At 73.9% G+C, this 25179-nt stretch carries 13 protein-coding genes and 1 tRNA gene; 6 read left to right on the top strand and 8 right to left on the bottom strand.

Annotated elements, in window-relative coordinates; all coding sequences use genetic code 11:
* Nucleotides 1-59: 59 nt before the first annotated feature.
* Nucleotides 60-1034 (top strand): GntR family transcriptional regulator, encoded by a 975-nt coding sequence (locus tag HGB44_RS01335; protein ID WP_061080655.1) that lies wholly within the window; start codon nucleotides 60-62, stop codon nucleotides 1032-1034.
* 481 nt (nucleotides 1035-1515) lie between these two features.
* Nucleotides 1516-2220 (top strand): AAA family ATPase, encoded by a 705-nt coding sequence (locus tag HGB44_RS01330; RefSeq protein ID WP_061080653.1) that lies wholly within the window; start codon nucleotides 1516-1518, stop codon nucleotides 2218-2220.
* Between the two features lie 114 nt (nucleotides 2221-2334).
* Here the strand turns inward: HGB44_RS01330 and HGB44_RS01325 are convergent, their stop codons facing one another.
* The 3 genes from HGB44_RS01325 to HGB44_RS31695 all read right to left on the bottom strand — a co-directional run bounded on the left by HGB44_RS01325 (nucleotide 2335) and on the right by HGB44_RS31695 (nucleotide 5301).
* Nucleotides 2335-4617, bottom strand: coding sequence for a S9 family peptidase (locus HGB44_RS01325; protein ID WP_231972431.1), 2283 nt, complete (start codon nucleotides 4615-4617; stop codon nucleotides 2335-2337).
* Nucleotides 4618-4810: 193 nt separating this feature from the next.
* Nucleotides 4811-5089 (bottom strand): hypothetical protein, encoded by a 279-nt coding sequence (locus tag HGB44_RS31700; protein ID WP_231972430.1) that lies wholly within the window; start codon nucleotides 5087-5089, stop codon nucleotides 4811-4813.
* Entirely contained in the window at nucleotides 5086-5301 is a 216-nt protein-coding gene (locus HGB44_RS31695; RefSeq protein WP_231972429.1) for a hypothetical protein, read from the bottom strand. Before HGB44_RS31695 ends, HGB44_RS31700 begins: the two co-directional genes overlap by 4 nt.
* Nucleotides 5302-6528: 1227 nt before the next feature.
* Between HGB44_RS31695 and HGB44_RS01315 the strand changes: the two genes are divergently transcribed.
* Nucleotides 6529-7110, top strand: coding sequence for a hypothetical protein (locus HGB44_RS01315; protein ID WP_061083539.1), 582 nt, complete (start codon nucleotides 6529-6531; stop codon nucleotides 7108-7110).
* Nucleotides 7111-8038: 928 nt separating this feature from the next.
* On the opposite strand, the gene HGB44_RS01310 is transcribed toward HGB44_RS01315, so the two are convergent.
* Both HGB44_RS01310 and HGB44_RS01305 read right to left on the bottom strand, forming a co-directional pair.
* Nucleotides 8039-8974, bottom strand: coding sequence for an NADP-dependent oxidoreductase (locus HGB44_RS01310; protein ID WP_061083538.1), 936 nt, complete (start codon nucleotides 8972-8974; stop codon nucleotides 8039-8041).
* Between the two features lie 79 nt (nucleotides 8975-9053).
* Nucleotides 9054-9932, bottom strand: a complete 879-nt coding sequence (locus HGB44_RS01305; RefSeq protein WP_061083537.1) for a DODA-type extradiol aromatic ring-opening family dioxygenase — start codon at nucleotides 9930-9932, stop codon at nucleotides 9054-9056.
* Between the two features lie 122 nt (nucleotides 9933-10054).
* Here HGB44_RS01305 and HGB44_RS01300 point away from each other — a divergent pair, with 122 nt between their 5' ends.
* Nucleotides 10055-10525: a MarR family winged helix-turn-helix transcriptional regulator gene (locus HGB44_RS01300; RefSeq protein ID WP_061083536.1), complete on the top strand. Its 471-nt coding sequence runs from the start codon at nucleotides 10055-10057 to the stop codon at nucleotides 10523-10525.
* A 406-nt stretch (nucleotides 10526-10931) separates the two neighbouring features.
* Here the strand turns inward: HGB44_RS01300 and HGB44_RS01295 are convergent.
* Nucleotides 10932-11004 (bottom strand) — tRNA-Thr (locus tag HGB44_RS01295).
* A gap of 302 nt (nucleotides 11005-11306) precedes the next feature.
* Here HGB44_RS01295 and fdhA point away from each other — a divergent pair.
* Complete coding sequence (fdhA, locus tag HGB44_RS01290; RefSeq protein ID WP_061083535.1) at nucleotides 11307-12527, top strand: formaldehyde dehydrogenase, glutathione-independent; 1221 nt, start codon at nucleotides 11307-11309, stop codon at nucleotides 12525-12527.
* A 74-nt stretch (nucleotides 12528-12601) separates the two neighbouring features.
* Here the strand turns inward: fdhA and HGB44_RS01285 are convergent, their stop codons facing one another.
* Nucleotides 12602-13534 carry an SAM-dependent methyltransferase gene (locus HGB44_RS01285; protein WP_061083534.1) on the bottom strand — a complete coding sequence of 311 codons (933 nt, stop codon included), beginning with the start codon at nucleotides 13532-13534 and terminating at the stop codon, nucleotides 12602-12604.
* Nucleotides 13535-13818: 284 nt separating this feature from the next.
* On the opposite strand from HGB44_RS01285, the gene HGB44_RS01280 reads away from it, so the two are divergent.
* Nucleotides 13819-15195, top strand: coding sequence for a YcaO-like family protein (locus tag HGB44_RS01280; protein ID WP_061083533.1), 1377 nt, complete (start codon nucleotides 13819-13821; stop codon nucleotides 15193-15195).
* Nucleotides 15196-15237: 42 nt separating this feature from the next.
* On the opposite strand, the gene HGB44_RS01275 is transcribed toward HGB44_RS01280, so the two are convergent.
* Complete coding sequence (locus tag HGB44_RS01275; RefSeq protein ID WP_168443877.1) at nucleotides 15238-24723, bottom strand: non-ribosomal peptide synthetase; 9486 nt, start codon at nucleotides 24721-24723, stop codon at nucleotides 15238-15240.
* Between the last annotated feature and the right edge of the window lie 456 nt (nucleotides 24724-25179).

Raw genomic sequence — 25179 nt, 5'->3', positions numbered from 1 at the left:
CAAGCCCCCATCGTGCACTAGTACACTCTGGAGCAGCGGGACAGGACCGAAGGGGGTCAGTGGTGTCCACGACCGGAAAACGGGAGCTGCCGCCCTACGCACGGGTCGTCGCCGACATCCGCGCGCGCATCGACGCCGGGGAGCTGGGACCGGGAGAGCGTGTGCCCTCGACGCGGGAGATCATGCGCGAGTGGGGCGTGGCCATGGCCACCGCGACCAAGGCGCTGGCGTCCCTGCGCCAGGAAGGCCTGGTCGAAGCGGTGCGCGGGGTCGGAACCCTCGTGCGGGACGCGCCCCCCTCCGCCCCGGAGCCACGAGGACCACAGCGGCAGCGGGAACGCCCGCGTCCGGCGCAGGCGGGAGAACACCGCCCGCCGGCCGAGACCGGTCTCGGCCGGGAGGCCATCGTCCTGGCCGCGATCACCATCGCCGACGCCGAGGGCGTCGACGGCCTGTCCATGCGCAGGGTCGCCACCCACCTGGGGGTGAGCACCATGGCCCTGTACCGCCACGTCGCGAACAAGGACGCGCTGGTGACGGCGATGATCGACCAGGTCTACACGGAGCACGCCCTGCCCGAACCGCCGCCCGCCGACTGGCGCGAGGCGCTCGAACTGGCGCTGCTGACGGAGTGGGGCATCTACCGGAGGCACCCCTGGACCGTGCGGCTGACCCCACTCGCCGGAGCGGTCCAGTCCCCCGGGCTGGTGCAGAACGCCGAGTGGATGATGCGGGTGATCACCGGCCAGGGGCGCTCACCGGACGCGGCCATGGCGATCCTCACCTTCGTGTCCGCCTACACCTCCGGCATGGCGCTCCAGGGCACGCGTGCGGTGGTGGAGGGGTACGAGGCAGGGATGGACGCCGAGCACTGGTGGCGGTCCAGGGGCGAGGAGTTCCTGCGGATCGCCGAGCAGGGCAGGTTCCCCCTGACGTTCAGCGTCTCGGGGCCGACCGACGTGCACGCGATCTTCGACCTCGGCATGAAACACCTGCTGGACGGGCTCACGCCACTGATCGAATCGGGGGGCTGATCTGCGAACGGGCGGCATCCAGGCCCGACGGGCACACCTCAGCGAGCCCGAGGAGGGGTCTCGACGAGCGTCCCGCGCGTGCGCGGTGCGTGGCGGTGAGCTCCCCGGCGAGCTGGTGCACGTGGACCTCGGGAAACCCGGCGACATCCCCGACGGCGGCGGCCGCAAGGGGCTCGGACCCGGCCGGGGGCGCGAGAACCACTCCGACACGGGGTATGCCCACCTGCACAGCGCGGTGGACGACCGCTTCCGCCCGACCCGCGGCGGGAACCCGGCCGACGAGAGGAACCGGAGGCGTTCCGAGGTGGCGGCATCACTACAATCACCACCGGTTCCACAACGCGATCGGCGGCCCTCCCGCCTTCCGCGGCACCAACCTCTCAGGTCAGTACACGCACAGCAGCGCCATGATGTCGGTGACGCGGCCGCTGTGGATCCGCACCCCACCGGCGCCCAGGTCGGCTTTGAGGAGCTACCGAAGATGTCCCAGGGTCTGGTGCGGTACGCGCCCTCGGAGAACGACGCGAGGGTGCGCGGGGCGGTCTACCCCCGGCGGTCCCTGGTGGTGGTCACCGGGGTGCCCGGGGCCGGGAAGAGCACGCTGCTGCGGCGGCTGTTCGGTCTGCGCGGGGACGAGGACCGGACCGTGGTCGCCGCGGACGGTGTGCGGGTGATCGACTCATTGCAGTCGCGCTACCGGCTCGGGGCGCTGCTCGGCCGCGTCCCCTACCCGCTGTGGCGCTGGGTGGTGCACGTACTGCACCTGGCCCGTGTGGCCGCGGCGCTGCGCGGCGGCCCCGTGGTGGTGCACGAGTGCGGGACCCGGCGCTCGGTCCGCGTGCTGCTCGCCCTGCTCTGCCGGCTCCGCCGGTACGAGGTCCACGTGCTGATGATCGACGCCACCCCGCAGGAGGCCCGGAGCGGACAGGACGCCCGGGGGCGGCGGGTGACCGAGCGCAGCCACCGGGTGCACTCACGGCGCTGGCGGCGGCTGCGCGCGGCCACCCGGCACAGGCCTGCGGCGTTCGCACCGGGCGCGCGCAGTCTGCTCGCACTCGACCGGCGCCGGGCGCGGGAGCTGGCCTGGATCCGCTTCGGTTCCGGCCCGGACGCCCGCGGTCCCCTACGCACCGCGGAAGAACCACCACCCGCCCGGATCGAACGCGTGATGTCCGGTACCCCGTGACACCGGCCGGTCTGCGCCGCCGACCGACCCGCCTCCGGGCAGCAGTCCGTTGCTCGGGAGCAGTCCTGAACCCGCAACCCGCTGTGACTCGGGGGGGACCCTACCGGCGCGTCCTCAGGACGGGACGACGGCCCACTCCGGCATCGGCGGGAGCGGAGCGAGGCGGTAGCGCGGTGGCTCGGTGCCGTGCAGGTGGCGCACCAGGTAGTCCCAGGTCCGCCGCGTGATGTAGTGGTAGCGGCCGATGAGGCTGTGGTCGACACCGGGCACGAGGAGCATGTCGACGTCGGCGTCGGCGTCGATGAGCGCGTCGACGAGGCGCAGGCTCTGGTAGTGCAGCACGTTGTCGTCGAGCTCGCCGTCGATCAGCAGGAGCTTGCCGCGCAGGTTGTCGGCCAGGTGCGTGTTGACCATGGCCCGGCGGTTCTCCGCGCTGGGCTCGCCGCAGAACTGTTCCGTCCAGAAGGGCAGGTAGACCGAGAAGTCGTGGGCGCCGGTCCGCGCGACGCCCACGGTGTAGAACTCCGGATGGGTGAGCAGGGCACGGGCCGTGGCGAAACCGCCCCCCGAATCGCCGGTCATGGCCACTCGGCCGGTGTCCAACCAGGGGTGGCGGCGCCCCAGTTCGCGGATGGCGGCGACGTGGTCGGCCAACGCCGCCGACATGCCCAGGTCCCCCGTGTAGGAGTGGTCCAGGAACGCCTTGCTGCGCAGCGGGGTGCCCCGGCCGTCGATCGCGACCACGGCGAACCCGAGCGCGGCCAGCGCCTCGGGCTCCCCGGTGAACAGGTTCCCGAACGCCGGCGACGCCCGGTGCGTGTTGGGCCCGGGGTAGCAGTGGTCGACGACGGGGTAGCGCCTGGCCGGATCGAAGCCGTGCGGGCGCCACAGCACGCCGTGGATCGGAGTGCGCCCGTCGGCGGCGAGGGTGCGGAACCGCTCGGGCGGGCTCCAGCCCGCCGCTCGGAGCGGAGCGGTGTCCGGGGCTTCGAGTTCGACCAGGGGCAGCCCGTCGCCGTCGAGCACCCGAGCCCGCGGCGGCGTGGCCACGTCCGAGGCCCGGTCGAGGAGGTAGCCGCCCTGCGGAGGGCTGACCGCGTCGTGGTCGAGGTCGTCGTCGGTGAGCCGCTCGAACCCGCTGCCTTCGAGGCCCACGCGGCAGATCTGTCGCACGTAGGGGTCGTCGGCGTGGAGTCCGCAGGCGACGAACCACACCTGGCGGCGGTCCTCGTCGACCCACAGCACCCGGTGGACCAGCCACGGCCCCTCGGTGACCCGCTCGACCCGGCCGCCGTCGGCGGAGTAGAGGTAGAGGTGGCCCCAACCGTCGCGCTGGGACCACCACAGGATCTCCCCGGAGTCCAGCACACGCGTCACCGGAGGGAGGTGGAGGTAGGGCGAGGGGTCGACCCGGGTGCGGTCGGTCTCGGTGACCAGCGTCGTCCGCGCCCCGGTGAGCGGGTCGAGACGGCGCAGTTCCACGGTGCGCCCGTCCCTCGACTGGTGTAGGACGTGGATCGCGCTGCCCCACTGTCCCGTCCACCACCGTCGCGTCAGGTTGTGGACCGAGAGGACCTCCGGGTCGCCCTGTTCGCCGACGACCTGCCGGGTACCGACGTCGAGCACGCGCCACGACACCGTCGCCTGGGCCTCGTCGTCGGGCATGGGGTAGCGGATGCGGTGTGCCACCGGCCGCCCTCCCCCGGGCGGAGACGACTCCACCAGCACCTGTTCGGGCAGCCCCCGCTGGTCGATCCGGTGGGTGAGCAGCCGGGTGGAGTCCGGCGACCACTCGGCCACGAGCGGCGCATCCAGGCCCTGCAGGGGCAGCGATACCTTCGTGGCGGCGTCGGGCAGGCCGCCGTAGTCCCAGTCCGGCTCCGCGTCCTCGGTGAGCGCGAACTCCTGCCTGTCGTCGCGGCTGCGCACCCACACGTCGCCCCCGCGGCGGAACGCCACCCACGCCCCGTCCGGTGAGGCGACCTCGCCCGGCCCCGCGGGGTGGTCGTCGTCGATCCGGGTACAGGACGAGGCGCGGTCCGACCACTCCCACCGGGTACCGAACGCCGAGAAGCGGGTCGCGTCGGCGCCGCCGCCCGGAGGCTCGAAGTCGAGGGACGCCAGCGGCAGGGCGTCGGCCTCGACCGCGCGCCCGGAGCTCTGTGACAGCGCCGCCGCCAGACGTTCGTGGTCGAACGCGTCGCGTCTGGTGCCCGCCGCCGGATCGACCACGATGTGCCGTGTCCCCGAGCGGTACCAGAACCGGGTGCCGTCGCTCGACCACTGCGGTGCGACGGCGGCCTGCGGTATGAGGCGGGCTCTGTGCGGCGCGAGCATCTGCTCGGCGCGGGCGTAGTCGGCGGCGTCGAGGCGTGTTCGTTCAGCCGGGTCGTTCACGGGGAGGCCTTCCGCTCGTGGTGCTTGGCGCCGCCCACTCAACAGTGTGACGTCGCGTCGGACTCAAGGGACAGGTGACCGACACCTCGTCGAGGCCCGCTTCGCCCGGGGCCACGGCGAGGGGCTAGGTGATCCGGGAGTAGCTTCGGGGGACGGTCCGAGGTCACGGACCAGGAGCACCCCCGAGACACGACTAACGGCCCCGGAACATGCCGGGGCCGTTCTGAGACCGGGCCAGCTCACGCCCGCCGCCTGGAACCCCTGATTGGGCTACCGCGGCCAGCTCGCCCTTCCGCGCACGCTCGGGGATGGACACCACGCGGTATCCGGCCTGCCCGAACCACTTGCCGCACGAGAAGTGCTCCCCCTCCCACCGCGACCGCATCCCGAGCGCCTCGGCCAGGCGCACGACCTGGTCCCGCTGGTGTCCGTCGCACCCCTCGGGGAAGTAGGTGATCTCCACGCGGGTCATCTCCCCACCGGCAGCTGCGGGTGGGCTTCCAGGTAGGCCACCAGCGCCCGCAGGTCGGTCAGCAACATCTGGCGCTCCCGCTGGCCCGCCACCGGCACAACGGGCTCCTTCACCCGACGGCACCGGCCCCGGCCGTGACCCGCCTTCGCGGAGCACCAGCGCTCCCCGCCCCGGCACCAGCCGTTGTCCTCGTCCCACGCCCACATGGGCACGCCCCTTCCTCGGATGAAGTCCCCTTCACCCTCCAAAGAAGACGGGCCGGTCGAAGGAAGCCGAAGCGCAGAGGCAGCAGGCCCGGGATTCGGAGGGTGCTGGGTGAGCACTGCCATGTCGTCGGGAGCACGCTCGGCTGCTGTTGGTTTCCTCCCGGCTCCTGGAGCTCAATAAGAAAACCTCATCGGAGGCCAGACAACCCAGGTTGACGAAGTCGGGCGCGACGAAGCCCCCACGCGACGCACCGTCGCGCGGGGGTCTCCGTGATCTTGGTGTGACCTTCGGTCAGCAGTCGACGAGGCCGTCGAACCTGCCGGGATAACCCCAGCTGTAGTTTTGGGTGTAACCAGAGGGGATTGTGGTGCAGGCGAGATCGGTCTCGTAGGCGAGCACGACCTTGACACGCACGCTGTAGCTACAGTCGTTGATCACTGCCAGCTTGTCCGTCCACCCGCTGTAGTCGAGGTCGGTCTCAACGCAGTTGGGGACCGCCGCGGCGGCCTGCGGAGCTGTCGCGGCGGCGGCGGGAGTGGACCAGGCCAGAAGCCCGGCCGCTCATCGCACTGGCGGCGATCGCTGAAGTCGTCTTCCCAAGCATGGAGAAAACTCCTTGCGTCAAAGGTAAATAGGGACAGGAACAGCATGTGCGCCATGGTGGGAGCCGCCGAGTCCCGGAAGGTGTCCGGGGGGCCATGGCCGGACGCGGCCAACCTCGCCACCCTGCCCGCGATCCCGGGCGCCTCATCAGGGACGGCGAACACCCGCTTGGAGGGCCGTTCTGGTGGAGGCCGGTGATCGAGTAGTCGGTATTCGCCTCTTCCCCCTACCGGCACACCGACTCCGGGCACAGCCGCGCACGACGTTGCGGCGCCGGACACCGTCCGCCCGCCCGCGCACCCGAATGCGCGGGCGGGCTGGGGCGCCGGTCCGGCGCAAGCGGGTGCGCGCCACCGCCGGGACCAGGAGCCGACACAACATCCCCCGCGGACAAGCCCGCTCTCGAAGCTACTCACCGGTTACTTGTCCTGTTGCCGGGCGTTCGGGAGAACTGGGCCGTCGAGGCGCGGCTTGCCGCCATTGGCCGTTCTGACCCAAGTGTTCGCGGAGCGGCGTACGACTCCTTGGCGTCTGCGAGGGTCTTGTGGACGGCTCCGGCCGAGACCTTGACCCCGGCAGCTGCGGGATCAGGTAGGAGCCGATCCACCATCACACCGCGGAGGACAGCCATGCTGTCGATGTTGCTGGTCGCAGGAGGGCTCGCGCTCGCGTGCGCCGGGTTCCTTTGGAACGTTGTCGGCGCCTACGACGAGGACCACCACCAGGACCGCAACGGCAAGTTCGTGGTCTTCGCGATGTGGGCTGCCTGCGGCAACGTGGGGATGACCCTGGCCTTGCTCAAGCACGCGCTGCCGGGGCACCCCGGCATGGGGTTCGGGTTGCTGGTCTTGGCCGCGGGTGTGCTCGTGTGCGCCTTGTGTCTCATGATCACCGCCTTCTCCTACGACGACCTCCGCCACCACGGGCGCAACTTCCACCTCCTGATGATCGCCGTGTGCGCCGCGTACTTGAGCATGTTCGCGGCCCTGCTCATGATCTTGGCCGTGCTGGAGCTTGTAGAGATCGTGGGGATCCTGGCGCTCATCGTCGCGACGTTCATCGGGGTGATCGGGTTCTTAACCGGCGAGGGACACCGGAGCACTCCTCGCGGCGACTCCGGCTCCGGCTACGACGGCTCCCGCGGCGACTCCGGTTACGACGGCTATGGCGACGTCAGCGGTGACGGGGGCGAGGGAGGCGGCGGTGACTGAACGTGCGCCGTGCCGGAACCGAGAGCTGTGACCTGGGTCGTGAGCGACGCTCGCCTGCCGTTCAGTAGTCGACGGTGGCGCCGTCCACGGCGGCCGGCACGTCCGAACCGCAACCAGGTCACCGGCTCTGATCAGTGGAGATCCGCGCCGTTGCCCCTTTCCGGCTTACCTTGTTCGCTCCCCTTGAAGGATTCCTTCGTCCGATGAAGTCGGGTGCTCTGCGGGGTGCCTCTGACCGCACTGGCAAGAGCAGTTACCGGTAGCCAGAAACGATCGAAACAGGCACAAACCACGCGGCACGGGTGGACCATTCCGATCAGCCGGATTGGTCTACCTTCTGACCTGCGTCAACGTCGCCGCGGAGGCATATTGGAGCCTCAGATGCCCCTGTCGCAAACTACCGGGTGCGCGGCCACGGTGTGTGTGCTTACTTTCCGGGTGAGTCGGGCCCCTACGACACACCACGCTCTGGACAGCCGCTGGAAACCCGACGCTCCCCAAGGGGCCTCCCCACATCGGAGGTGATCCGCGTTGCTCATCGAAGGCCTGACCCGTTTGCAGGCAGTAGAACAGCTGTCTCAGCATCCGGTTGAGCAGGTGCTGCTGAGCCCAGACGTGCAGTCTCCTTGGTCCCGGCGCCTCCGCCATACCGGTCCGCCTCCGCGCGCGCGAAGCCCGGTCCAAGCGGGGCGAGACTCACGCGACGGTCCGCTTCGGGGCCCTGCTGGAAGCAACGGGCCGGTTGGAGGAAGCCGAAGAGTGACGGCGGCACAGCGGTCCCGTGCTCTGCACGCCCGTCGTGAGTCCTGTGTCGCGGTGCCGGGTCGCTGAACGACCCCGGAAACCGGTGCGGCGTGCGGGTGCGGCCGCCGAGCTTCCGGGCCGCCCGCCCGCGAGAGTGAACGGCGGGCGGCCCGGTCGGGTGAGGTCAGCGAACGAGCACGACGGTCTTACCGGGCAGCCGCCCGGTGGCGGCGTCCTCGTGCACGGCGGCCAACTCGGCCATCGGGCGGTGCGCGGCGACGTGGAGCCGGAGCCTTCCGGCGTCCACCTTGGCGATGAGGTCGGCCAACTGGGCCCCGTCGCTGCGGACCCACAGGCTCGCGCTGCGCACCTTCCGGTCGGGGTCCTCGGGAACCGGGCCGGCCGTGCTGGCGGCGACCCCGCCGTCGGCCGCGTAGTCCGTCAGCCGCGCGAGCTCCTCCGGGGAGAGGCGCACGTGGTTCACCACGACCTGGAACGGACCGCCCGCGGCGGCCGGGCCCGCGGCGAGGTCGAGGGGGCCGACGACCCGGTCCGCGCCGTAGCTCCGAAGGCGGTCTGCGTGCTGCGGCGCGTCCACCGCGGTCACGTGCGCTCCCGCGTCGACCGCGAGCTGCACCACGAGGCTGCCCACCGCACCCCCCGCCCCGTTGACCAGGACGCTCTGGCCGGGCTTCAGCTCGGCGAGTTCGAAGGCCGTCTGCCAGGCCGCCAGGCCGGTCAGCGGCAGTGCCGCGGCGTCGACCAGCTCGATCGTCCGAGGCGCCGGGGCCAGGGACTCCGCCGGAGCGAGTGCGTACTCGGCGGCCCCGCCGGCGGAGTCGAGGGGCAGCATCGCCACGACTCGGTCGCCGACGTCCAGGCCCGTCACGTCCGCGCCGAGTTCGGCGATGGTGCCCGCCAGGTCGATCCCCGGCACGTACGGGAGGGTCATCGGGATCATCTCGGCCAGGGCACCGGCGCGGATGTGGTCGTCGACCGGGTTGAACGACGTGGCCGCCACCCGCACCAGCACCTGCCCGGGGCCGGGGACCGGACGGTCGACGTCCTCGTGGCGCAGGACCTCGCTGCCGCCGAACTCGTGGAAACGGATTGCCTTCATGACACTTTCCTCCAGGGTGTGTTGATGTCGTCGCCCGGGGACGGGCGGACAGGGGTGAAGGTGGAGCGCGTCGGGGCGATCAGGACAACCGCACCGACCGGGTGGAGTTGCCCATCACCATGCGGTCGATGGCGCTCACGGCGCTGCCGGGGTCGTCAGCGGCGCCGACGGCGCACAGCAGCGGGACGAAGTGGTCGGCCGTCGGATGGGCGACCGCGGCGCCGGGTGCCTTGACGCGGTAGTCGATGAGGGCGTCGGCGTCGCCCCGGGAGAGGGCGTCGACGGCCCATGCGTCGAAGGCCGTGGTGGCGTCGACGAGCTCCGGCTGGCGGAAGACCGCGAAACTGTGCGTCATGAAGCCCGAGCCGAGGATGAGGACACCTTCTTCACGCAGGGGCCGCAGGCGTGATCCGAGTTCGAGCAGAGCGCCGGGGTCCACGCTGGGCATCGACAGTTGCACGACCGGGACGTCGGCGGCCGGGTACATGGCCATGAGCGGGATGAAGGCGCCGTGGTCGAGGCCGCGGTCGGCGAACTCGTGTACCGGTGTCGTGCCCAGCAGGCCCGTGAGTCGCCGGGCCAGGTCGGTGGCGTCCGGGGTCGCGTAGGGAAGGGTCTTGTAGCGGGGGTGGAAGCCGCTGAAGTCGTAGTGGAGCGGGACGCCCGCCGCGGCTCCGGATATCGCGACCGGTGCCTGTTCCCAGTGGGCCGAGACGACGACGATGGCCCGGGGTTTGGGCATCGACCGGGCCCAGTCGAAGAGGTCGCCGAGCCACTGCGGATCGTCGAGGGTGAACGGTGCGCCGTGGCTGACGAAGAGGCTGGGCATGGGCCCGTCGGAGGGGGTCCACACCCGCTGCCCGCGCGCCTGCGGCAGGACCCGGGCGAGGAGGTCGTCGTACGCCGCGGCTGGTGCGCGCGCCGGCGAGGGGGGATTCAGGCTGCTCTCGGTGGTCATCAGAACCAGCTCCTTCACTTGCCTAAGCAAGTATTTTTACTTGCCTGGGCAACTGAAAGGTAGCCCACAAGTAGTTGCCTGGGCAAGTGATTCAAGTTGCCCGGGCAAGTATGATGAAGCTCATGGACACTCAACCCTGGCTCGACGACGACCAGCAGGACCTGTGGCAGGCGCTGCTCACGGTCGTCATCGCCCTCCCAGCGGCCCTCGACCGCCAGCTACAGCGGGAGGCCGGTATCTCCAACTTCGAGTACGGGGTTCTGGCCCGACTGTCCATGGCCGACGAGGCCACCATGCGGCTCAGCGACCTGGCCCGGCTCTGCGACAGCACCCTGCCCCGCCTGTCGAAGGTGATGGACCGGTTCGAGGCCCGTGACTGGGTCGTGCGCCGATCCGACCCCGGCGACGGCCGGTACACCCTCGCCACCCTGACCGGCGCCGGTCGGCAGAAGCTCGTCGAGAGCGCACCGGAACACGTCGCGCAGGTGAAGCGGCTCGTGTTCGATCCGCTCAGCGCAGCTCAGCGCCGCCACCTCGGAACCGCACTCACCCGCATCGCCGCTACCCTGCGCCGGGAACTCGAAGGAGGCTGAGCGCCCTCCTCGGGCGGGGCCTCCCGTCAGCTCCGCGAGGCCGGTGGCGCGGTGCCCGGGGAAGGTACGGCCGTCCGTAGCAGGGCGAGGATCTCGGCAGGGGCGGTGCACGACAGCGCGCCGGGAGCGAGCCCGTCCGCCGGACGCACGGGGACGGGCGCCAACCCTGGAGCATGTCAGCGCCGCTGTCAGCGTCGGTGTAGAAGCGGACATGGACGCCCGTGGGCCGACCCCCGGTCAGCGGGTGGTCGGTGGCGAACCGGCGCACGGCGTCGGTGTACGACGCGGGGGCACCGTCGCGCCCGCCCTCGGACGGACGGGGCCGGTGTAGGCGGTTGCTCTCGGGGTGGGCAGGCCGCCCTACTAGGCGACCGACCGGGCATCTCCCCAGGTCAGACCATGTGAGAGCCAGCGAGGGGACTTGAACCCCTAACCTATCGCTTACAAGGCGATTGCTCTGCCAATTGAGCTACGCTGGCGGGCTGCCGCGACCGTGGTCCCGGCTGCGTCCCTCGGAAATGGTACCGGTTCAAACACCGCCCGGCCTACTCGGATACGCCCGGGCGGTCGAGTCGCCGCCCCGGCCTCCGCCCCGTCGGCTGACAGACCCCTCCAGCCGCGCGCACCGCGTCGACCCCGCACCCGCCTCCCGACGCACCGACCGCGCACCCCGATCCGGCAAAGAAGTCCGGAGGTGCTCCCGGCGTCCGGTTACCGACCGCCCCGACCGGAAACCACAGGGGAAAGTGCCCCCACCCGGGGGCGGAGAGGCGGGAAGGACATGACCGGCAACAGGGGTGTGGTGTACAGGGGTGCGGGCCGGGTCGAGGTCGAGGACGTCGACTACCCCGAGTTCGTCATCAAGGACGGTCCCGGGGTCAACCCGGCGAACGTCGGGCGCAGGGTTCCGCACGGGGCGGTCCTGAAGGTGGTCGCCACCAACATCTGCGGCAGCGACCAGCACATGGTGCGGGGGCGCACCACCGCGCCGGAAGGGCTGGTCCTGGGCCACGAGATCACCGGCGAGGTGGTCGAGACCGGGCCCGACGTGGAGTTCGTCAAGGTCGGCGACCTCGTCTCGGTCCCGTTCAACATCTCCTGCGGGCGCTGCCGCAACTGCAAGGCGCGGCGCACGGAGATCTGCCTGAACGTCAACCCCGACCGGCCGGGCTCGGCCTACGGTTACGTCGACATGGGCGGCTGGGTCGGCGGGCAGGCCAGGTACGCGCTCGTGCCCTACGCGGACTGGAACCTCCTCGCCTTCCCCGACCGGGACCAGGCGATGGAGAAGATCCTGGACCTGACGATGCTCTCGGACATCTTCCCGACCGGCTACCACGGCTGCGTCACCGCGGGCGTGGGCGTGGGTTCGAGCGTCTACGTCGCGGGAGCCGGACCCGTCGGGCTGGCCGCCGCCGCGTCGGCCCGCCTGCTCGGCGCGGCGGTGGTGATCGTCGCGGACATGAAGGAGGAGCGGCTGGCGCAGGCCCGCAGCTTCGGGTGCGAGACGGTCAACGTGGCCGAGGGCGACCTGGCCGGGCAGATCGAGCGGATCCTGGGCGTCACCGAGGTGGACTGCGCGGTGGACGCGGTCGGCTTCGAGGCGCACGGGACGGGTGAGGGCGCCTCGAAGGAGGCTCCCGCCAGCGTGCTCAACACCGCGATGGACGTGACCAGGGCAGGTGGGTCCATCGGCATCCCGGGCCTGTACGTGACCGGCGACCCCGGCGCGTCCGACGAAGCCGCCAGGGAGGGTTCCCTGTCAGTCCGGATCGGGCTGGGCTGGTCGAAGTCGCACGCCTTCTTCACCGGCCAGTGCCCGGTCATGAAGTACCACCGCGAACTGATGGAGGCGATCCTCAACGACCGGGTGCGGATCGCCGAGGCCGTCAACGCCGTGGCGATCCCGCTGGAGGAGGCGCCCGAGGGGTACCGGGCCTTCGACGAGGGCGCGGCCAGCAAGTACGTGCTCGACCCGAACAACTACCTCGGCACGCGCTGACGCGCGGGGAGGGTCGGGGCGCGCGGACGACGAGCGGGGCATGTGCGGGGTGGCCCCGGCGGCGGGCCCGCGGTTCAGGGCGTGCGGGCGACGAGCAGGGTGAGGGCTGGCTCGGACGTGGCCACCCGCCGCACGTCCCGGTAGCCCGCGGCGGACAGTTCGCGCGCGGCCTCCCGCGGTCCCCACGGGGTGATCCGGCTGCGGGACATCCGCCAGCGCACCACCGCGTCGCGCACCCCGCCGTCCGGGGCGTCGCCGGGGTCGTCGCGCAGCACGGTCGCGGTGAGCAGCCAGGCCCCGGGGCGCAGGGCCTCGCGCACGCGCGGCAGCGCCCGCGCGACGGCGTCGGGAGGGAGCGCCGCGAGGGGAAGCCAGGCCAGGTCGTAGGACCCGGTCTCGGACAGTCCGGCCACGTCGAGCAGGCGCAGCTCGACCCGGTCGCGCAGCCCGCGTTCGCCCAGGTGGCGCTCGGCCAGGCGCAGTGCCCGGGGCTGGACGTCGAGTCCGACCGCACGGGATCCGGGGACGCGGTCCAGGACCGCGGCCGCGATGGCGCCGATCCCGGTTCCCGCGTCGAGGAAGCGCAGGCCGTCCCGGCCGAGGAGGTCCCCGAACCCCGGAACGCGCGCTTCCAGCAGGTTCAGGAAGTCCGCCATCCGACGCCCCGAGGCGGCGCCCTCGGCCAGGAAGGCCGCGTCGTCCTCCGCCGCGTGGTCCTCCACTCCCAGGGCGGCGTCGGCGGCCTGGGACAGCTGCCGAGCGACCCTGCGGGGGAAGGCGGACGGCTCCCCGGCCGGGCCCGCGATGACGTCGCGGTAGGCCGGGAGCAGCCGCCACCCGTCGCCGTCGGGTTCCGCGCACCCCGCGGCGGCCAGCAGCCCGCCGTGCTCGCGCGACAGCGGCGCGCCCTCCGCGGCGGCGGCGAGCGCCGCGACCATCCAGGCTCCGTTGAGCCAGGCGTCGACACGGGCGGCCGGGTCGTGTGGGTCGGATGGGGCGTCGGCCATGGCGCGAGTGTGCCACCCGCGGCGCACGGACGCACCCCCGACCTGTGGGACCCCGTACCGAAACTGGCGGATCGGTCATTTCTCCCGCTTTTCGAGTGACGGGAGTCACCTCGCGGGGTAGGCAGGACGGGGGCGCGGACAACCCCGTACGCGCCCCGTGTGTCTACCGCCGAGGAGCCGCAACATGGCCTGCGCAGGATACGAGTGGACCGCCCCGCTGGAGAGCGCGGACGAGATCGCCCCGGCCGTCGAGGAACTGGACGAGGAGACCGCGGAGTAGCGCGGTGACGCGATCCGCGTGGATCACCGTGTCCGGGGAGCGGACCTCCCCGCTCCCCGGTCCGGGTTCCGGAAGCTGGTCCGGGACCCGGGAGCGCGAACTCACGCTGGACGAGGCGGAGCGGCGGGTCCGCGCCGAGGTGGGCGCCCTCGGCTGGAGCGCCCGCTACCGGGTGCTCGACGACCGCGAACCGACCGCCGTCCAGTGCGGCCTGTGGGACGCCGACGGATCGGAGGTCCCCTACGGACTCGGCGCGGGCAAGGGGCCCGGCGCCCCCGCGCGCGTCGGCGCGCAGTTCGAGGCCCTGGAGCACGCGTTCACCGGCCCCACCGTCCTGGAGACGCTGCCGGTGCGCCTGGTGGACGCCGCGGAACTCGCCGAGGGGCCCTTCGCCTCCGACCGGGCGGTCCGCGACGTGGCCGCGCAGAAGGGCGCGCGGGTGGCCTGCGTGCGCCACGAGGCGCTCGACGGCGGCCCGCCTGTCGACGTCCCCGTGTTCCTGTGGGCACCGTGGTACCCGGTCCCGGGCGGGGAGGCGGCGAAGGCCCGCCGCGCCCTGGGCGACACCGCCGAGTACCGGTCGGCGATGTCCTACAGCGTCAACTCCGGCTGCGCGATCGGGGCCACCCGCGACGAGGCGCTCCTGCACGCCCTGAACGAGTGGGTGGAGCGCGACGCGTTCTCGCTGTTCCTGCTGCGCTCCGTCTACGACGGCGGCCCGATGCCCGCGCGCGTGCCCCGCGAGGCGCTGCCCGGCCGCCTGCGCGCCCACCTGGACCGCGCCCGCGACCTCGTCGGCGGCCCGGTGGTCCTGCTCGACCTGACCACCGACCTCGGCGTGCCCGTGGTCATGGCCTACGCCCCCGAACGCCGTAGCGGCGCCCCGGACCACCGCTACGGCCTGGGCGCCTCCCTGTCGGGCGAACTGGCCGTGGAGCGCGCCGTCACCGAGTTCGTCCAGGGCGAGCTGCTCGCCCGGGTCGTGGCCGAGCAGTCGGCGGCGCCGGACCGCTCCGGTCCGTTCGCGCGCCTGGTCGCCGACCACGACGTCGCCGCCGGGGTCGGCGCCAGGCTCGCCGGACATCCCCGGCTCCTGGCCTGCGCCATGCTGGACTTCTCCGACCGGATCGGCGGGGCGCCGACGGGCGCGGTGCCGCCCGAGACCGTCCCGCCCGGCACCGGTGTGCCCCTCCAGCGGGCCGCCGTCGTCGAACGGCTGGCGGCGGCCGGGCACCGCGTCGCGGCCCACCCGCTGCGGACGATGGAGCACGGCACCGTCGTGGTGCAGGTGCAGTGCCCCGGCCTGGAGCGGTTCCACCTCGTCACCAAGGGGCACGTGGCCCTGCCCGGCGCACGCGGGCGGGCGCGCCGCGCCCGCTGAACCGCCCCGGGCGCCGCCGGTCGGCGGGGCCCGCGACCCGCGTCACATCTGTTCCAGCAGCACGTCCTCCACCGCCTCGGCGTAGGCGCGCACCGTCTGGTGGTCGAACAGCAGCCGGGTGGGCACCGTGACGTCCAGCAGGCGTTCGACCTCGCGCACCACCTGGAGGCTGCGCACCGAGTCCCCGCCGATGTCGAAGAAGTTGTCGTCGCGCCCGATGCGCTCCAGCCCCAGTGCGCGCCCCCACACCTCGGCCACGGCCTCCTCGGTGGGGGTGCCCGGCTCGACGTGGACGGGCGCGGCGGCGCGCGCCCAGGCGGGTTCGGGCAGGCGGGCGCGGTCCACCTTGCCGTTGGCGTTGAGCGGCAGCGCCTCCAGCGCGGTGACGGCCGCGGGCACCATGTAGGCGGGCAGCTCGCGGGACAGGCGCTCGCGCACCGAGTCGGCGTCCACCTCCTCTCCGGTGACGTAGGCGACGAGCTGGCGTCCCCCTGTGGGCGCATCGGCCACCAGCACCACGGCCTGGGCGACCTCGGGCCCACGGAGCAGGGCGGCCTCCACCTCGCCCGTCTCGATGCGGAACCCGCGCAGCTTCACCTGGCCGTCCGCGCGGCCCACGAACACCAGGCGCCCCTCGGCGGACCAGCGCACCAGGTCGCCGGTGCGGTAGAGCCGCCCGCCGTCGCCGAAGGGGTCGGCCACGAAGCGCTCGGCGGTCAGGCCGGGCTGGCCGTCGTAGCCGCGCGCCGTCCCCGGCCCGGACAGGTACAGCTCGCCCACCGCGCCGGGCGGAACCGGGCGCAGCGCGGCGTCCAGGACGTGGGCGCCGGTGGCGTCCATCGGGCGGCCGATCGGGCAGTGCCCGGCGTCGGCCTCCTCCGCGCTCAGCGGGGTGCACGTGGCGAAGGTGGTGGCCTCGGTGGGCCCGTACACGTGCACCAGCTTTGTGTCGGGGCACGCCCTGCGCACGCGGGCGAGGGAGGCCGGGTCGGCTGCTTCCCCGCCGGTCCACAGCTGGCGCAGCCCCGCGAAGCACTCCGGGTCCTGCTGGGCGAAGAGGTTGAACAGTGCGGTGGTGAGGAAGACCGCGCTGACCCCGTGCCGGGCGGTGTGTCCGCGCAGGGAGTCGGCGGAGACCGGCCCGTCCGCCACCACCGCGGTTCCGCCGTTGAGCAGCGGCACCCAGACCTCGTAGGTGGCGGCGTCGAAGGCGTGCGGGGAGTGGAACAGCACCCTGTCGTGCCCCTCGCGCCAGCGGGAGTCGGCGCTGAGGGCGACCACGGCCCGGTGGTCGACCACCACGCCCTTGGGTGTGCCCGTGGAGCCCGAGGTGAACATGACGTAGGCGGCGGTGTGCCCGTGCACCGGGCCCCGGCGGACCGTGGTCTGCGCGCCCTCGCCCGCCCCGGACAGCGTGCCGTCGGCGGCGTAGCCCACCACCGCCTCCACGTCCGCGCAGCGTTCGGCCGTGCCGGGATCGGCCACCGCCACACGCGCGCCCAGGGCGCGGGCCAGGGAGGCGACCCGCTCCGCCGGAACCGTCTCGTGCAGCGGCGCGTAGGCGGCCCCCGTGCGCAGGACGCCGAGCATGGCGGCCACCACCCGCGGCGAACGCGGCATGAGCAGCAGCACCCGGGACTCCGCGCCCACGCCCAGCGCGGCCAGGCGGTCGGCGACCCGGTCGGCCTCGGCGTCCAACTCCGCGTAGGTCCACCCGCCGTCCGCGCCGACCAGGGCGGTCGCCTCGGGGTGGCGGGCGACCCGCTCGGCGAACAGGGCGGTGACGGTGGTGGCGGGCGGCCCCTCCCCTCCGCCGTCGGCCAGGGCCAGCGACCGGGCCGGGTCGGCTCCGGCCACTCGGCCCAGGGGGCGTTCGGGGTCCTCGGTGAGCGATACCAGGATGCGCTCCAGGTCCTCCAGGAGGCGGTCCGCGGTCGCGGCGTCGAAGCACGCCGGATCGTGCCCCAGGATCAGGCGCAGCCCGTCGGAGGCGTAGGCGCTCAGCGCGAGCGGGTAGTTGGTGGCCTCCACCGCGTTGACGAACCGGACCCGCAGCCCGTGTTCGGCTGCGGCCGCCTCGTCCACGGGGTAGTTCTCGAACACCACGACGCTGTCGAAGAGCGGGGTGTCGCCGGGCAGTCCGGCCTCGGCCTGCACGCGCGCCAGCGACAGGTGGTCCTGGGCCCGCGAGCGCGCCTGGTCCTCCTGGAGGCGGCGCAGCCACCGCGCCACGGGCTCGGCGGGGTCGACCGCCACGCGCACCGGCAGGGTGTTGATGAACAGGCCCACCGCGGCCTCCACACCGGGCATGTCGTCGGGGCGCCCGGAGGTGGTGGCGCCGAAGACGACGTCGGTCCGCCCCGAGTACGCGGACAGGAGCAGGGCCCACGCGCCCTGGACCACGGCGTTGACGGTCAGGCCGTGGGCGCGGGCGAAGGCGTGCACGGCCCCCGCCCGCTCCGGCGCGAGGACGGCTTCGCTGCGGGCGCTGGAGCGGGCGGCGCGCAGGGCGGCGGGCGGCCGGTCGTAGGGCAGCGGCGTGGGCTCGGCCACGCCCTCCAGCACGCCCCGCCAGAAGGCGAGCCCCTCCCCGGTGTCGCGTCCGGCCAGGCGGCGCAGGTACTCCCGGAAGTCGGGGCGCGCGGCCGGGACGCCGCCCCGGTAGGCGGCCAGGACGTCCTCCAGGACCAGGGGCAGGCTCCACCCGTCCAGGACGAGGTGGTGGAAGGTCCACACCAGGCGCACGGAGGTGTCGCCGGTGCGCAGCAGGGCCACGCGCAGGAGCGGGTCGCGGACGGGGTCCACGCCCCGGGCGGCGTCCTGGGCCAGGTGGTCGGCCAGGGCCCGCCCGCGCTCCTCCTCCGTCGCGCCGCGCAGGTCGAGGTGGCGCACCTCGACGGGGACGGCGCGGTGCACGAGCAGGACCGGTTCGGACAGTCCCTCCCAGGCCACGCGGGCGCGCAGGACGGGGGTGGCCGCGACCACCCGCCGCCAGGCGCGGCCCAGGGCCCCGGGGTCGCCCACGCCGTCCAGGTCCACGACGACCTGCTCCAGGTAGGAGCCGGAGTCGGGTTCCAGGGCGGAGTGGAAGAACATGCCCTGCTGCATGGGGGTGAGCGGCCACACGTCCTGGACGTCGCGGCCGTCGCCGACGAGGCGGTCGACCTCGTCCTGCTCCAGGCGCACGAGCGGGAAGTCGGAGGGGGTGGCCCCGCCGTGGGCGGGGTCCAGGCAGTGGTCGGCCAGCGCGGCGAGTTCGGCGGCCATGGCCTCGGCGAGGCGGCGCACGGTGGCCGTGTCGTGGACGGTGGCGGCGTGGTACCAGTCGAAGACCAGGCGCTCGCCCTCGAAGCGGCCCACCACCTCGACCAGGTGGGCGCGCTCCTCGTCCGGGGAGTGCTCGCCGCCGGGGTTGAGCCGCAGCCCGGTGTGCAGGGCGCCCCGCCCGGGGTCGGTGTCGAAGCGGCCCAGGTAGTTGAAGCTCACGCCGGGCGCGGGGTCGCGGTCCAGGCGGACCCGCTGCTCCGGTGTGCCCAGGTGGCGCAGCGCGCCGTAGCCCAGGCCGTTGCCGGGGACCGCGCGCAGCATCTCCTTGGTGGCGCGGATGCGGTCGGTCCGGTCGGGTCCGCCGGTGAGCACGACGGGGAACACGGTGGTGAACCAGCCCACCGTGCGCGAGGTGTCCAGGTCCTCGAACAGGTCCTCGCGGCCGTGGCCCTCCAGGTCCACGGGCACGCGCGCGGAACCGGTCCACTCGCACAGCACCCGGCCCAGGGCGGACAGCAGCAGGTCGTTGACTCGGGTGCGGAAGGCCGCGGGCGCCTCGCCCAGCAGGCGCCGGGTGTCCTCCTCGGACAGCCCGGCGGTGACCACCCGCTGGTCGCGCACCAGGCCGTTGCCCCGGCCCGGGAGGTCGCGGGGCAGTTCGGCGCGGACGGCGGCGACCTCGGCCCAGGTGTCGAGTTCGGCGTCGAAGGCCCCCCGCGCGGTGTGCCGGGCCAGGCGGTCGGCCCACACGGAGAAGGGCGTGGTGCGCGGCCCCGGGTCCACGGGCGCGCCCTCGGCGGCCTGGCGGTAGGCGGTGGCCAGGTCCTCCAGCAGCACCCGCCAGGACACCCCGTCCACGACGAGGTGGTGGGCGGTCAGCAGCAGCCGGGAGCCGTCGGGGCCGGAGTCGAGCAGGACGGCGGCGAAGACGGGGCCGCGGGCCAGGTCGAGGCCGCCGTGGGCGGCTCGAATGCTCTCCTCGGCCAGGTGGCGGGCCCGCCCGGGTTCGTGCCCGGACAGGTCGACCACGCTCAGGGGCGGGGTGGCCGTGCCGGGTTCGGCCACGCGCGGGCCGTCGCCGTCGCGCCGCAGGCGCAGCATGTCGTGGTGGTCGGCGAGGGCGGCCAGTGCGGTGCGCAGGGCGCGCGGTTCCAGGGGCTGGGCCAGGTCGAGCAGCACGGACATGGCGAAGTGGTCGGGCGCCACCGGGTGGGTGCGGTCGAACCAGCCCATGACGGGCGTGGCGGTGAGCGGGCCGCTCACCGGTCCGGCACCGATCGCGCCGGGACGCCGCACGCGCGCCACCTCGGCCAGGGCGGCGACGCTGGGGTGGGAGAAGACGTCGCGGCTGCTCAGCTCCACACCGGCCCCGCGTGCGCGGGAGACCATCTGGATGCTGAGGATGGAGTCTCCGCCCAGGGCGAAGAAGTCGTCGTGGACACCGACGCGCTCCACGGCCAGGACGGAGGCGAACACCTCGGCCAGGACCCGCTCGGTGTCGGTGCGGGGGGCGGCGTGCTCCCCGCCGTGCCCGGGGTCGGGGAGTGCGCGGTGGTCGACCTTGCCGTTGGCGGTCAGGGGCAGCGCGTCCAGGACCACGACGGCGGCGGGCACCATGTAGCCGGGCAGGGTGCGGGCGAGGGCGCGGCGCCACTCCTCCGCGGCCTCCTCGCCCGGTTCCCCCTCCGAGGGCACGGCGTAGGCGAGGAGCCTGCGCCCGCCGCCGGGTGCGGCGCGCACGAGGGCGACGGCCTCGGCGACGCCCTCCAGCGCGAGCAGGGCGGCCTCGACCTCGCCGGGTTCGATGCGAAAGCCCCGGATCTTGACCTGGGAGTCGGCGCGCCCGACGTACTCCAGCTCTCCGGAGCCGTTCCACAGCACGAGGTCGCCGGTGCGGTAGAGGCGTTCGCCGTCGCCCGAGGGGTCGGCCACGAAGCGCTCGGCGGTCAGCCCCGGGCGCCCCAGGTAGCCGCGGGCGACCCCGGCCCCGCCCACGTAGAGCTCCCCGACCGCGCCCGGGGGCACCGGTCGCAGGAGGGTGTCGAGCACCCGAACACGCATGCCGTCCAGGGGCGTGCCGACGGGGACGGTGCGCACCGGTTCGGCGGTGCGCGCGGCGGTGTGGTGGGCGGCGAAGGTGGTGGTCTCGGTGGGCCCGTAGCCGTTGGCGACCGCCGTGCCGGGGCAGGCCCGCAGCACCCGGTGCACGCTCGCCGGGCTGGCGGCCTCGCCCCCCGTGATGACCTCGCGCAGCGGGGCGAAGCAGGAGGGGTCCTGGGCGGCGTAGAGGTTGAACAGCGCGGCGGTGACGAAGGTGGAGGTCACCCGGTGGCGGCGGGCCAGCGCGCCGAACTCCTCGGCGCTCATGCGTCCGGGCGGTGCGACGACCACGGCGCCGCCGCGCAGCAGCGGCGTCCAGATCTCGTAGGTGGCCGCGTCGAAGGCGTGCGAGGAGTGCAGCAGCACGCGCTCGTCACGGCCTCCGCCCCACCGGGAGTCGCACGCCAGGGCCACCACGTCGGCGTGCGTGACCGCCACGCCCTTGGGCTCGCCGGTGGAGCCGGACGTGTGCATGACGTAGGCCAGCGCACGCGGGTCGGCCTCGGGCAGGGGGGCCTCGGTCCGGACGGTCGGGTAGGGGCCGGGCCCGTCCAGGACCAGCACGCGCGCGTCGGTGCCCTCGGGCAGGCGGGAGCGCGAGGCGGTGTCGGTGACGATGACGCGCGCGCCGGTGCGGGCGGCCGTCCAGGCCACGCGTTCGGCCGGGTCGTCGGGGTGGACGGGGACGTAGGCGCCCCCGGCGCGCAGCACCGCGAGCATCGCGGTGACCACGTGCGGCCCCCGCTCCAGCAGCAGGGGCACGGCGTCCTCCGTGCCGACTCCCCACGCCCTCAGCAGGCGTGCCAGGTCGGCGGAGCGGGTGTCCAGTTCGGCGTAGGTCAGCGCCGGGAAGTCGCCTACCAGGGCCGGGGCGCGGGGGGTGCGGGCGGCCTGCTCGGCGAACGCGGCGGTCACGGACGCGGGCGCGTCCTGGGCGGGGGCGTGCTCCCAGGATCCCAGGAGGGCGCGTTCGGCCTCGGGGCGCAGGTCCAGGGCGGCCAGGTCCAGGCCGGGGTCGGCGACGACGGCGTCGGCCAGCCGGGACAGGGAGTCGGCCAGGGCCGCCACGCGCCCGGCGTCGTACAGGTCGGTGTTGTACTCGACGGACAGGCGCAGGGCGCCGTCGCGTTCGGCGTACTCGAAGACCAGGTCGGCCAGGGCCGCGGTGCGCGGCAGGTCGACCTCCTCGGCGCGCAGGCCCTCCAGCTCCAGGCCGCCGGTGTGGGCGTTCTGGAGGACCATCAGCGCCTGGAACAGGGGGCCTCGGGCGGGGTCGCGCTCGGTGACCAGGGCGTCGACGACGCGGTCGAAGGGCATCTCGTGGGCGAGGGCGGCGTCGGCCTCGGCGCGCACCTGCCCGACGAACGCGGCCGCGGTGGTGCCCGGGCGCAGGCGCGAGCGGAGCACGACCGGGTTGACGAAGAAGCCGACCACGTCCTCCAGCTGGGGGTGGTCGCGTCCGGCTGAGGCCGCGCCCAGGGCGACGTCGGCGGAGCCGGACGCGGCCGAGAGCACCGCCTGGGTCAGGGCCGCCAGGGTCGCGAAGAGCGTGGCACCGCACTCGCCGCCCAGGGCGCGCAGGCCCCGGAGCTGGTCGGGGGTCAGGCTGGTGCGGTGGACGGCTCCGGCGGTGGTGCGCCGGGCGGGCCGGGGCCGGTCGGTGGGGACGGCCAGCGGGGGCACGTCCTCCAGGGTGCGCGCCCAGTGCTCCAGGCGGCGCCGGGCCTCGGCCCCCTCCCAGCGGCCCTGTTCCCAGACGGCGAAGTCGGCGTAGTCGATCTCCGCTCGGGTGTCGGCCTCCTCGCCGCGCACGGCGGCCCGGTAGTACGCGGCGAGGTCGCGGTGGAGCAGGTCGACCGACCAGCCGTCGCAGGCGATGTGGTGGGTGCTCAGGACCAGGACGTGGTCCCGGTCGTCCAGGCGCAGCAGCAGGGCGCGGGTGGGCGGCCCCGCCACGAGGTCGAAGGGGGTGTCCACCTCGCGCAGCAGGTGCCGGTGCAGCTCCTCCTCCCGGCCGGCCGGGTCGGTCGGGGAGATCTCACGCACGGTCAGCAGGTCGGCGCGGGGGGCGCGCACGTACTGGACGGGTTCGCCGTCGACGGTGTCGTAGGTGGTGCGCAGGGCCTCGTGGCGCTCCTGGAGCAGTTCCACGGCGCGGCCGAGCGCGGGCACGTCGAGCGGTCCGCGCAGACGGAAGGCGCTGCCGGTGTGGTACTCGGCGCTGTCGCCGTCGAGCTGGTGCAGGAACCACAGGCGGCGCTGGGCCGCCGACAGCGGCAGCGGGCGGCCGCGCCCGGCCGGGGTGAGGGGCTCCTCGTGGCGCCCCGCGTCCTCCGCCGCGGCGATGCCCTCGGGGGTGGGGTGGCGAAACAGCGCGCGCGGGTCGAGGCCGGTGCCCAGGCGCTCGCCCAGGCGCCAGGCCACGCGGGCGGCGAGGATCGAGTCGCCGCCCAGGGCGAAGAAGTCGTCGCGGGCGCCGACGCGCTCCAGGCCCAGTGCCGCGGCGAACTCCTCGGCGGCGACGCGCTCGGCGCCCTCGCGCGGTTCGACGTGGTCGGCGGCGGCACGGACGGCGGGCGCGGGGAGTGCGCGGTGGTCGACCTTGCCGTTGGCGGTCAGGGGCAGTGCCTCCAGGGACACGACGGCGGTGGGAACCATGTAGGCGGGCAGGCGGTCGGCGAGCCGTCCGCGCAGGGCTTCGGTGTCGGCGGTCCCGACGACGTAGCCGACCAGGACGCGCGCGCCCGGGGCGTCCTCGCGGACCGTGACCAGGGCCTGGGCGACGCCCTCCTGGGCGAGCAGGGCGGCCTCGACCTCGCCGGGTTCGATGCGAAAGCCCCGGATCTTGATCTGGGAGTCGGCGCGCCCGACGTACTCCAACAGGCCGTCGGCGTTCCAGCGCACCAGGTCGCCGGTGCGGTAGAGCCGCTCACCGCTGCCGAGGGGGTCGGCCACGAAGCGTTCCGCGGTCAGCCCCGGACGGCCCAGGTAGCCGCGGGCGACCCCGGCCCCGCCCACGTAGAGCTCCCCCACCCGACCCGGCGCGACCGGGGCCAGCCGGTCGTCGAGCACCCGGGCGCGCACGCCGTCCAGGGGCGTGCCGACGGGCACCGACAGCAGCGGGGGCCGGTCGCGGTCCACGGCGAAGTGCGTGGCGAAGGTGGTGGTCTCGGTGGGCCCGTAGCCGTTGGCGACCGCCGTGCCGGGGCAGGCGTCCAGCACGGCGCGGACCGCGCCGGGCGGGACGGCCTCGCCTCCGGCGATGACCTCGCGCAGCGGGGCGAAGCAGGAGGGGTCCTGGGCGGCGAACAGGTCGAACAGGGCGGCGGTGACGAAGGTGGAGGTCACCCCGTGGCGGCGGGCCAGCGCGCCGAAGTCCCCGGCCGTGAGCCGCTGCGGCGGTGCGACGACCACGGCGCCGCCGCGCAGCAGCGGCGTCCAGATCTCGTAGGTGGCCGCGTCGAAGGCGTGCGAGGAGTGGAACAGCACCCGGGAGTCGCGTCCCCCGCCCCACCGGGGGTCGCGCGCCAGGGCCACCACGTCGGCGTGCGTGACCGCCACGCCCTTGGGCTCACCGGTGGAGCCGGACGTGTGCATGACGTAGGCCAGCGCGCCGGGATGGGGGGCGGGCAGCTCCGGGCCGGAGGGGGCGTCCCCGGCGACGCCGCCCGTGGTGGCACCGTCCCCGGACGCGCCGTCCCGTCCGTCCCCTCCGCCCTCCGCGTCCAGGTCGAGGATCCGGGCCAGGTCGGCCAGGCGTGCTGGCAGGCGGGGGCCGAGCACCCGGTCGGTGAGCACCAGGCGCGCGCCGGTGCGCTCGGCCGCGGCCAGCACCCGGTCGGCGGGTTCGTCGGGGTGGACGGGGACGTAGGCGCCCCCGGCGCGCAGCACCGCGAGCATCGCGGTGACCACGTGCGGCCCCCGCTCCAGGGCGAGCAGGACGGTGCCCTCGGAACCGAGCCCGTGGGCCAGCAGCAGGCGCGCCAGGCCGGCGGAGCGGGCGTCGAGCTCGGCGTAGGTCACCGCCGGGAAGCCGCCGAGCAGGGCCGGGGCGTCGGGGGTGCGGGCCGCCTGCCCGGCGAAGGCCTCCGGGACCGAGGAGGGCGAGACCGTGTCCGCGGGGTCGAGGGCGAGGCGGGTGGACTCCTGGGAGGACAGCACGTGACGGCTCCTGGCGCGTGTTCGGAAGGGAGGACGGCGGAAGGGCGGGCGTGGGGGCGGCGCGGGGCCGGGCGCTCCGCCGCCGCGGTGGCGCGGCCGTCCGGCGGCGGGGCTGCGGAGGCGAATCGGGCCGCCATTCCCGACGGGCCTCCGCACGAGGACAGAGCTTGCCACATCTCCTTATCCAACCGGGCACTTTACCAAAAAGCTCGTCATTTCGAAATTCCCTTCGGTGACAGATAACCCCACACCGAACACCTTGCGCCACACGGAATACACAGGCCTCAAATCAGACAAAATACAACAAAAGTCATATTCAACAGACCACGCCAGAACAAAGCGATACAACACGAACAAAAGCCGCACAACACCAGAAGGCTTGAGTACCGTATGGAGTGGTTAAATTACTCAAAGTAAAGGAATGTCCAATACCTGTCCGCATGCGGCCATCCTGGA

The organism is Nocardiopsis alborubida (assembly GCF_012396365.1).
Taxonomy (GTDB): Bacteria; Actinomycetota; Actinomycetes; order Streptosporangiales; family Streptosporangiaceae; genus Nocardiopsis; species Nocardiopsis alborubida.
Note: the sequence above shows the minus strand (reverse complement) of the source record. Positions and strands in the feature narration are given on the sequence as shown.

Coding starts and splice junctions, on each gene's coding strand:
- HGB44_RS01315 (WP_061083539.1), top strand. CDS start 6,529: ATGCTGTCGATGTTGCTGGTCGCAGGAGGGCTCGCGCTCGCGTGCGCC.
- HGB44_RS31700 (WP_231972430.1), bottom strand. CDS start 5,089: ATGACCCGCGTGGAGATCACCTACTTCCCCGAGGGGTGCGACGGACAC.
- HGB44_RS01330 (WP_061080653.1), top strand. CDS start 1,516: ATGTCCCAGGGTCTGGTGCGGTACGCGCCCTCGGAGAACGACGCGAGG.
- fdhA (WP_061083535.1), top strand. CDS start 11,307: ATGACCGGCAACAGGGGTGTGGTGTACAGGGGTGCGGGCCGGGTCGAG.
- HGB44_RS01285 (WP_061083534.1), bottom strand. CDS start 13,534: ATGGCCGACGCCCCATCCGACCCACACGACCCGGCCGCCCGTGTCGAC.
- HGB44_RS01310 (WP_061083538.1), bottom strand. CDS start 8,974: ATGAAGGCAATCCGTTTCCACGAGTTCGGCGGCAGCGAGGTCCTGCGC.
- HGB44_RS01300 (WP_061083536.1), top strand. CDS start 10,055: ATGGACACTCAACCCTGGCTCGACGACGACCAGCAGGACCTGTGGCAG.
- HGB44_RS01305 (WP_061083537.1), bottom strand. CDS start 9,932: ATGACCACCGAGAGCAGCCTGAATCCCCCCTCGCCGGCGCGCGCACCA.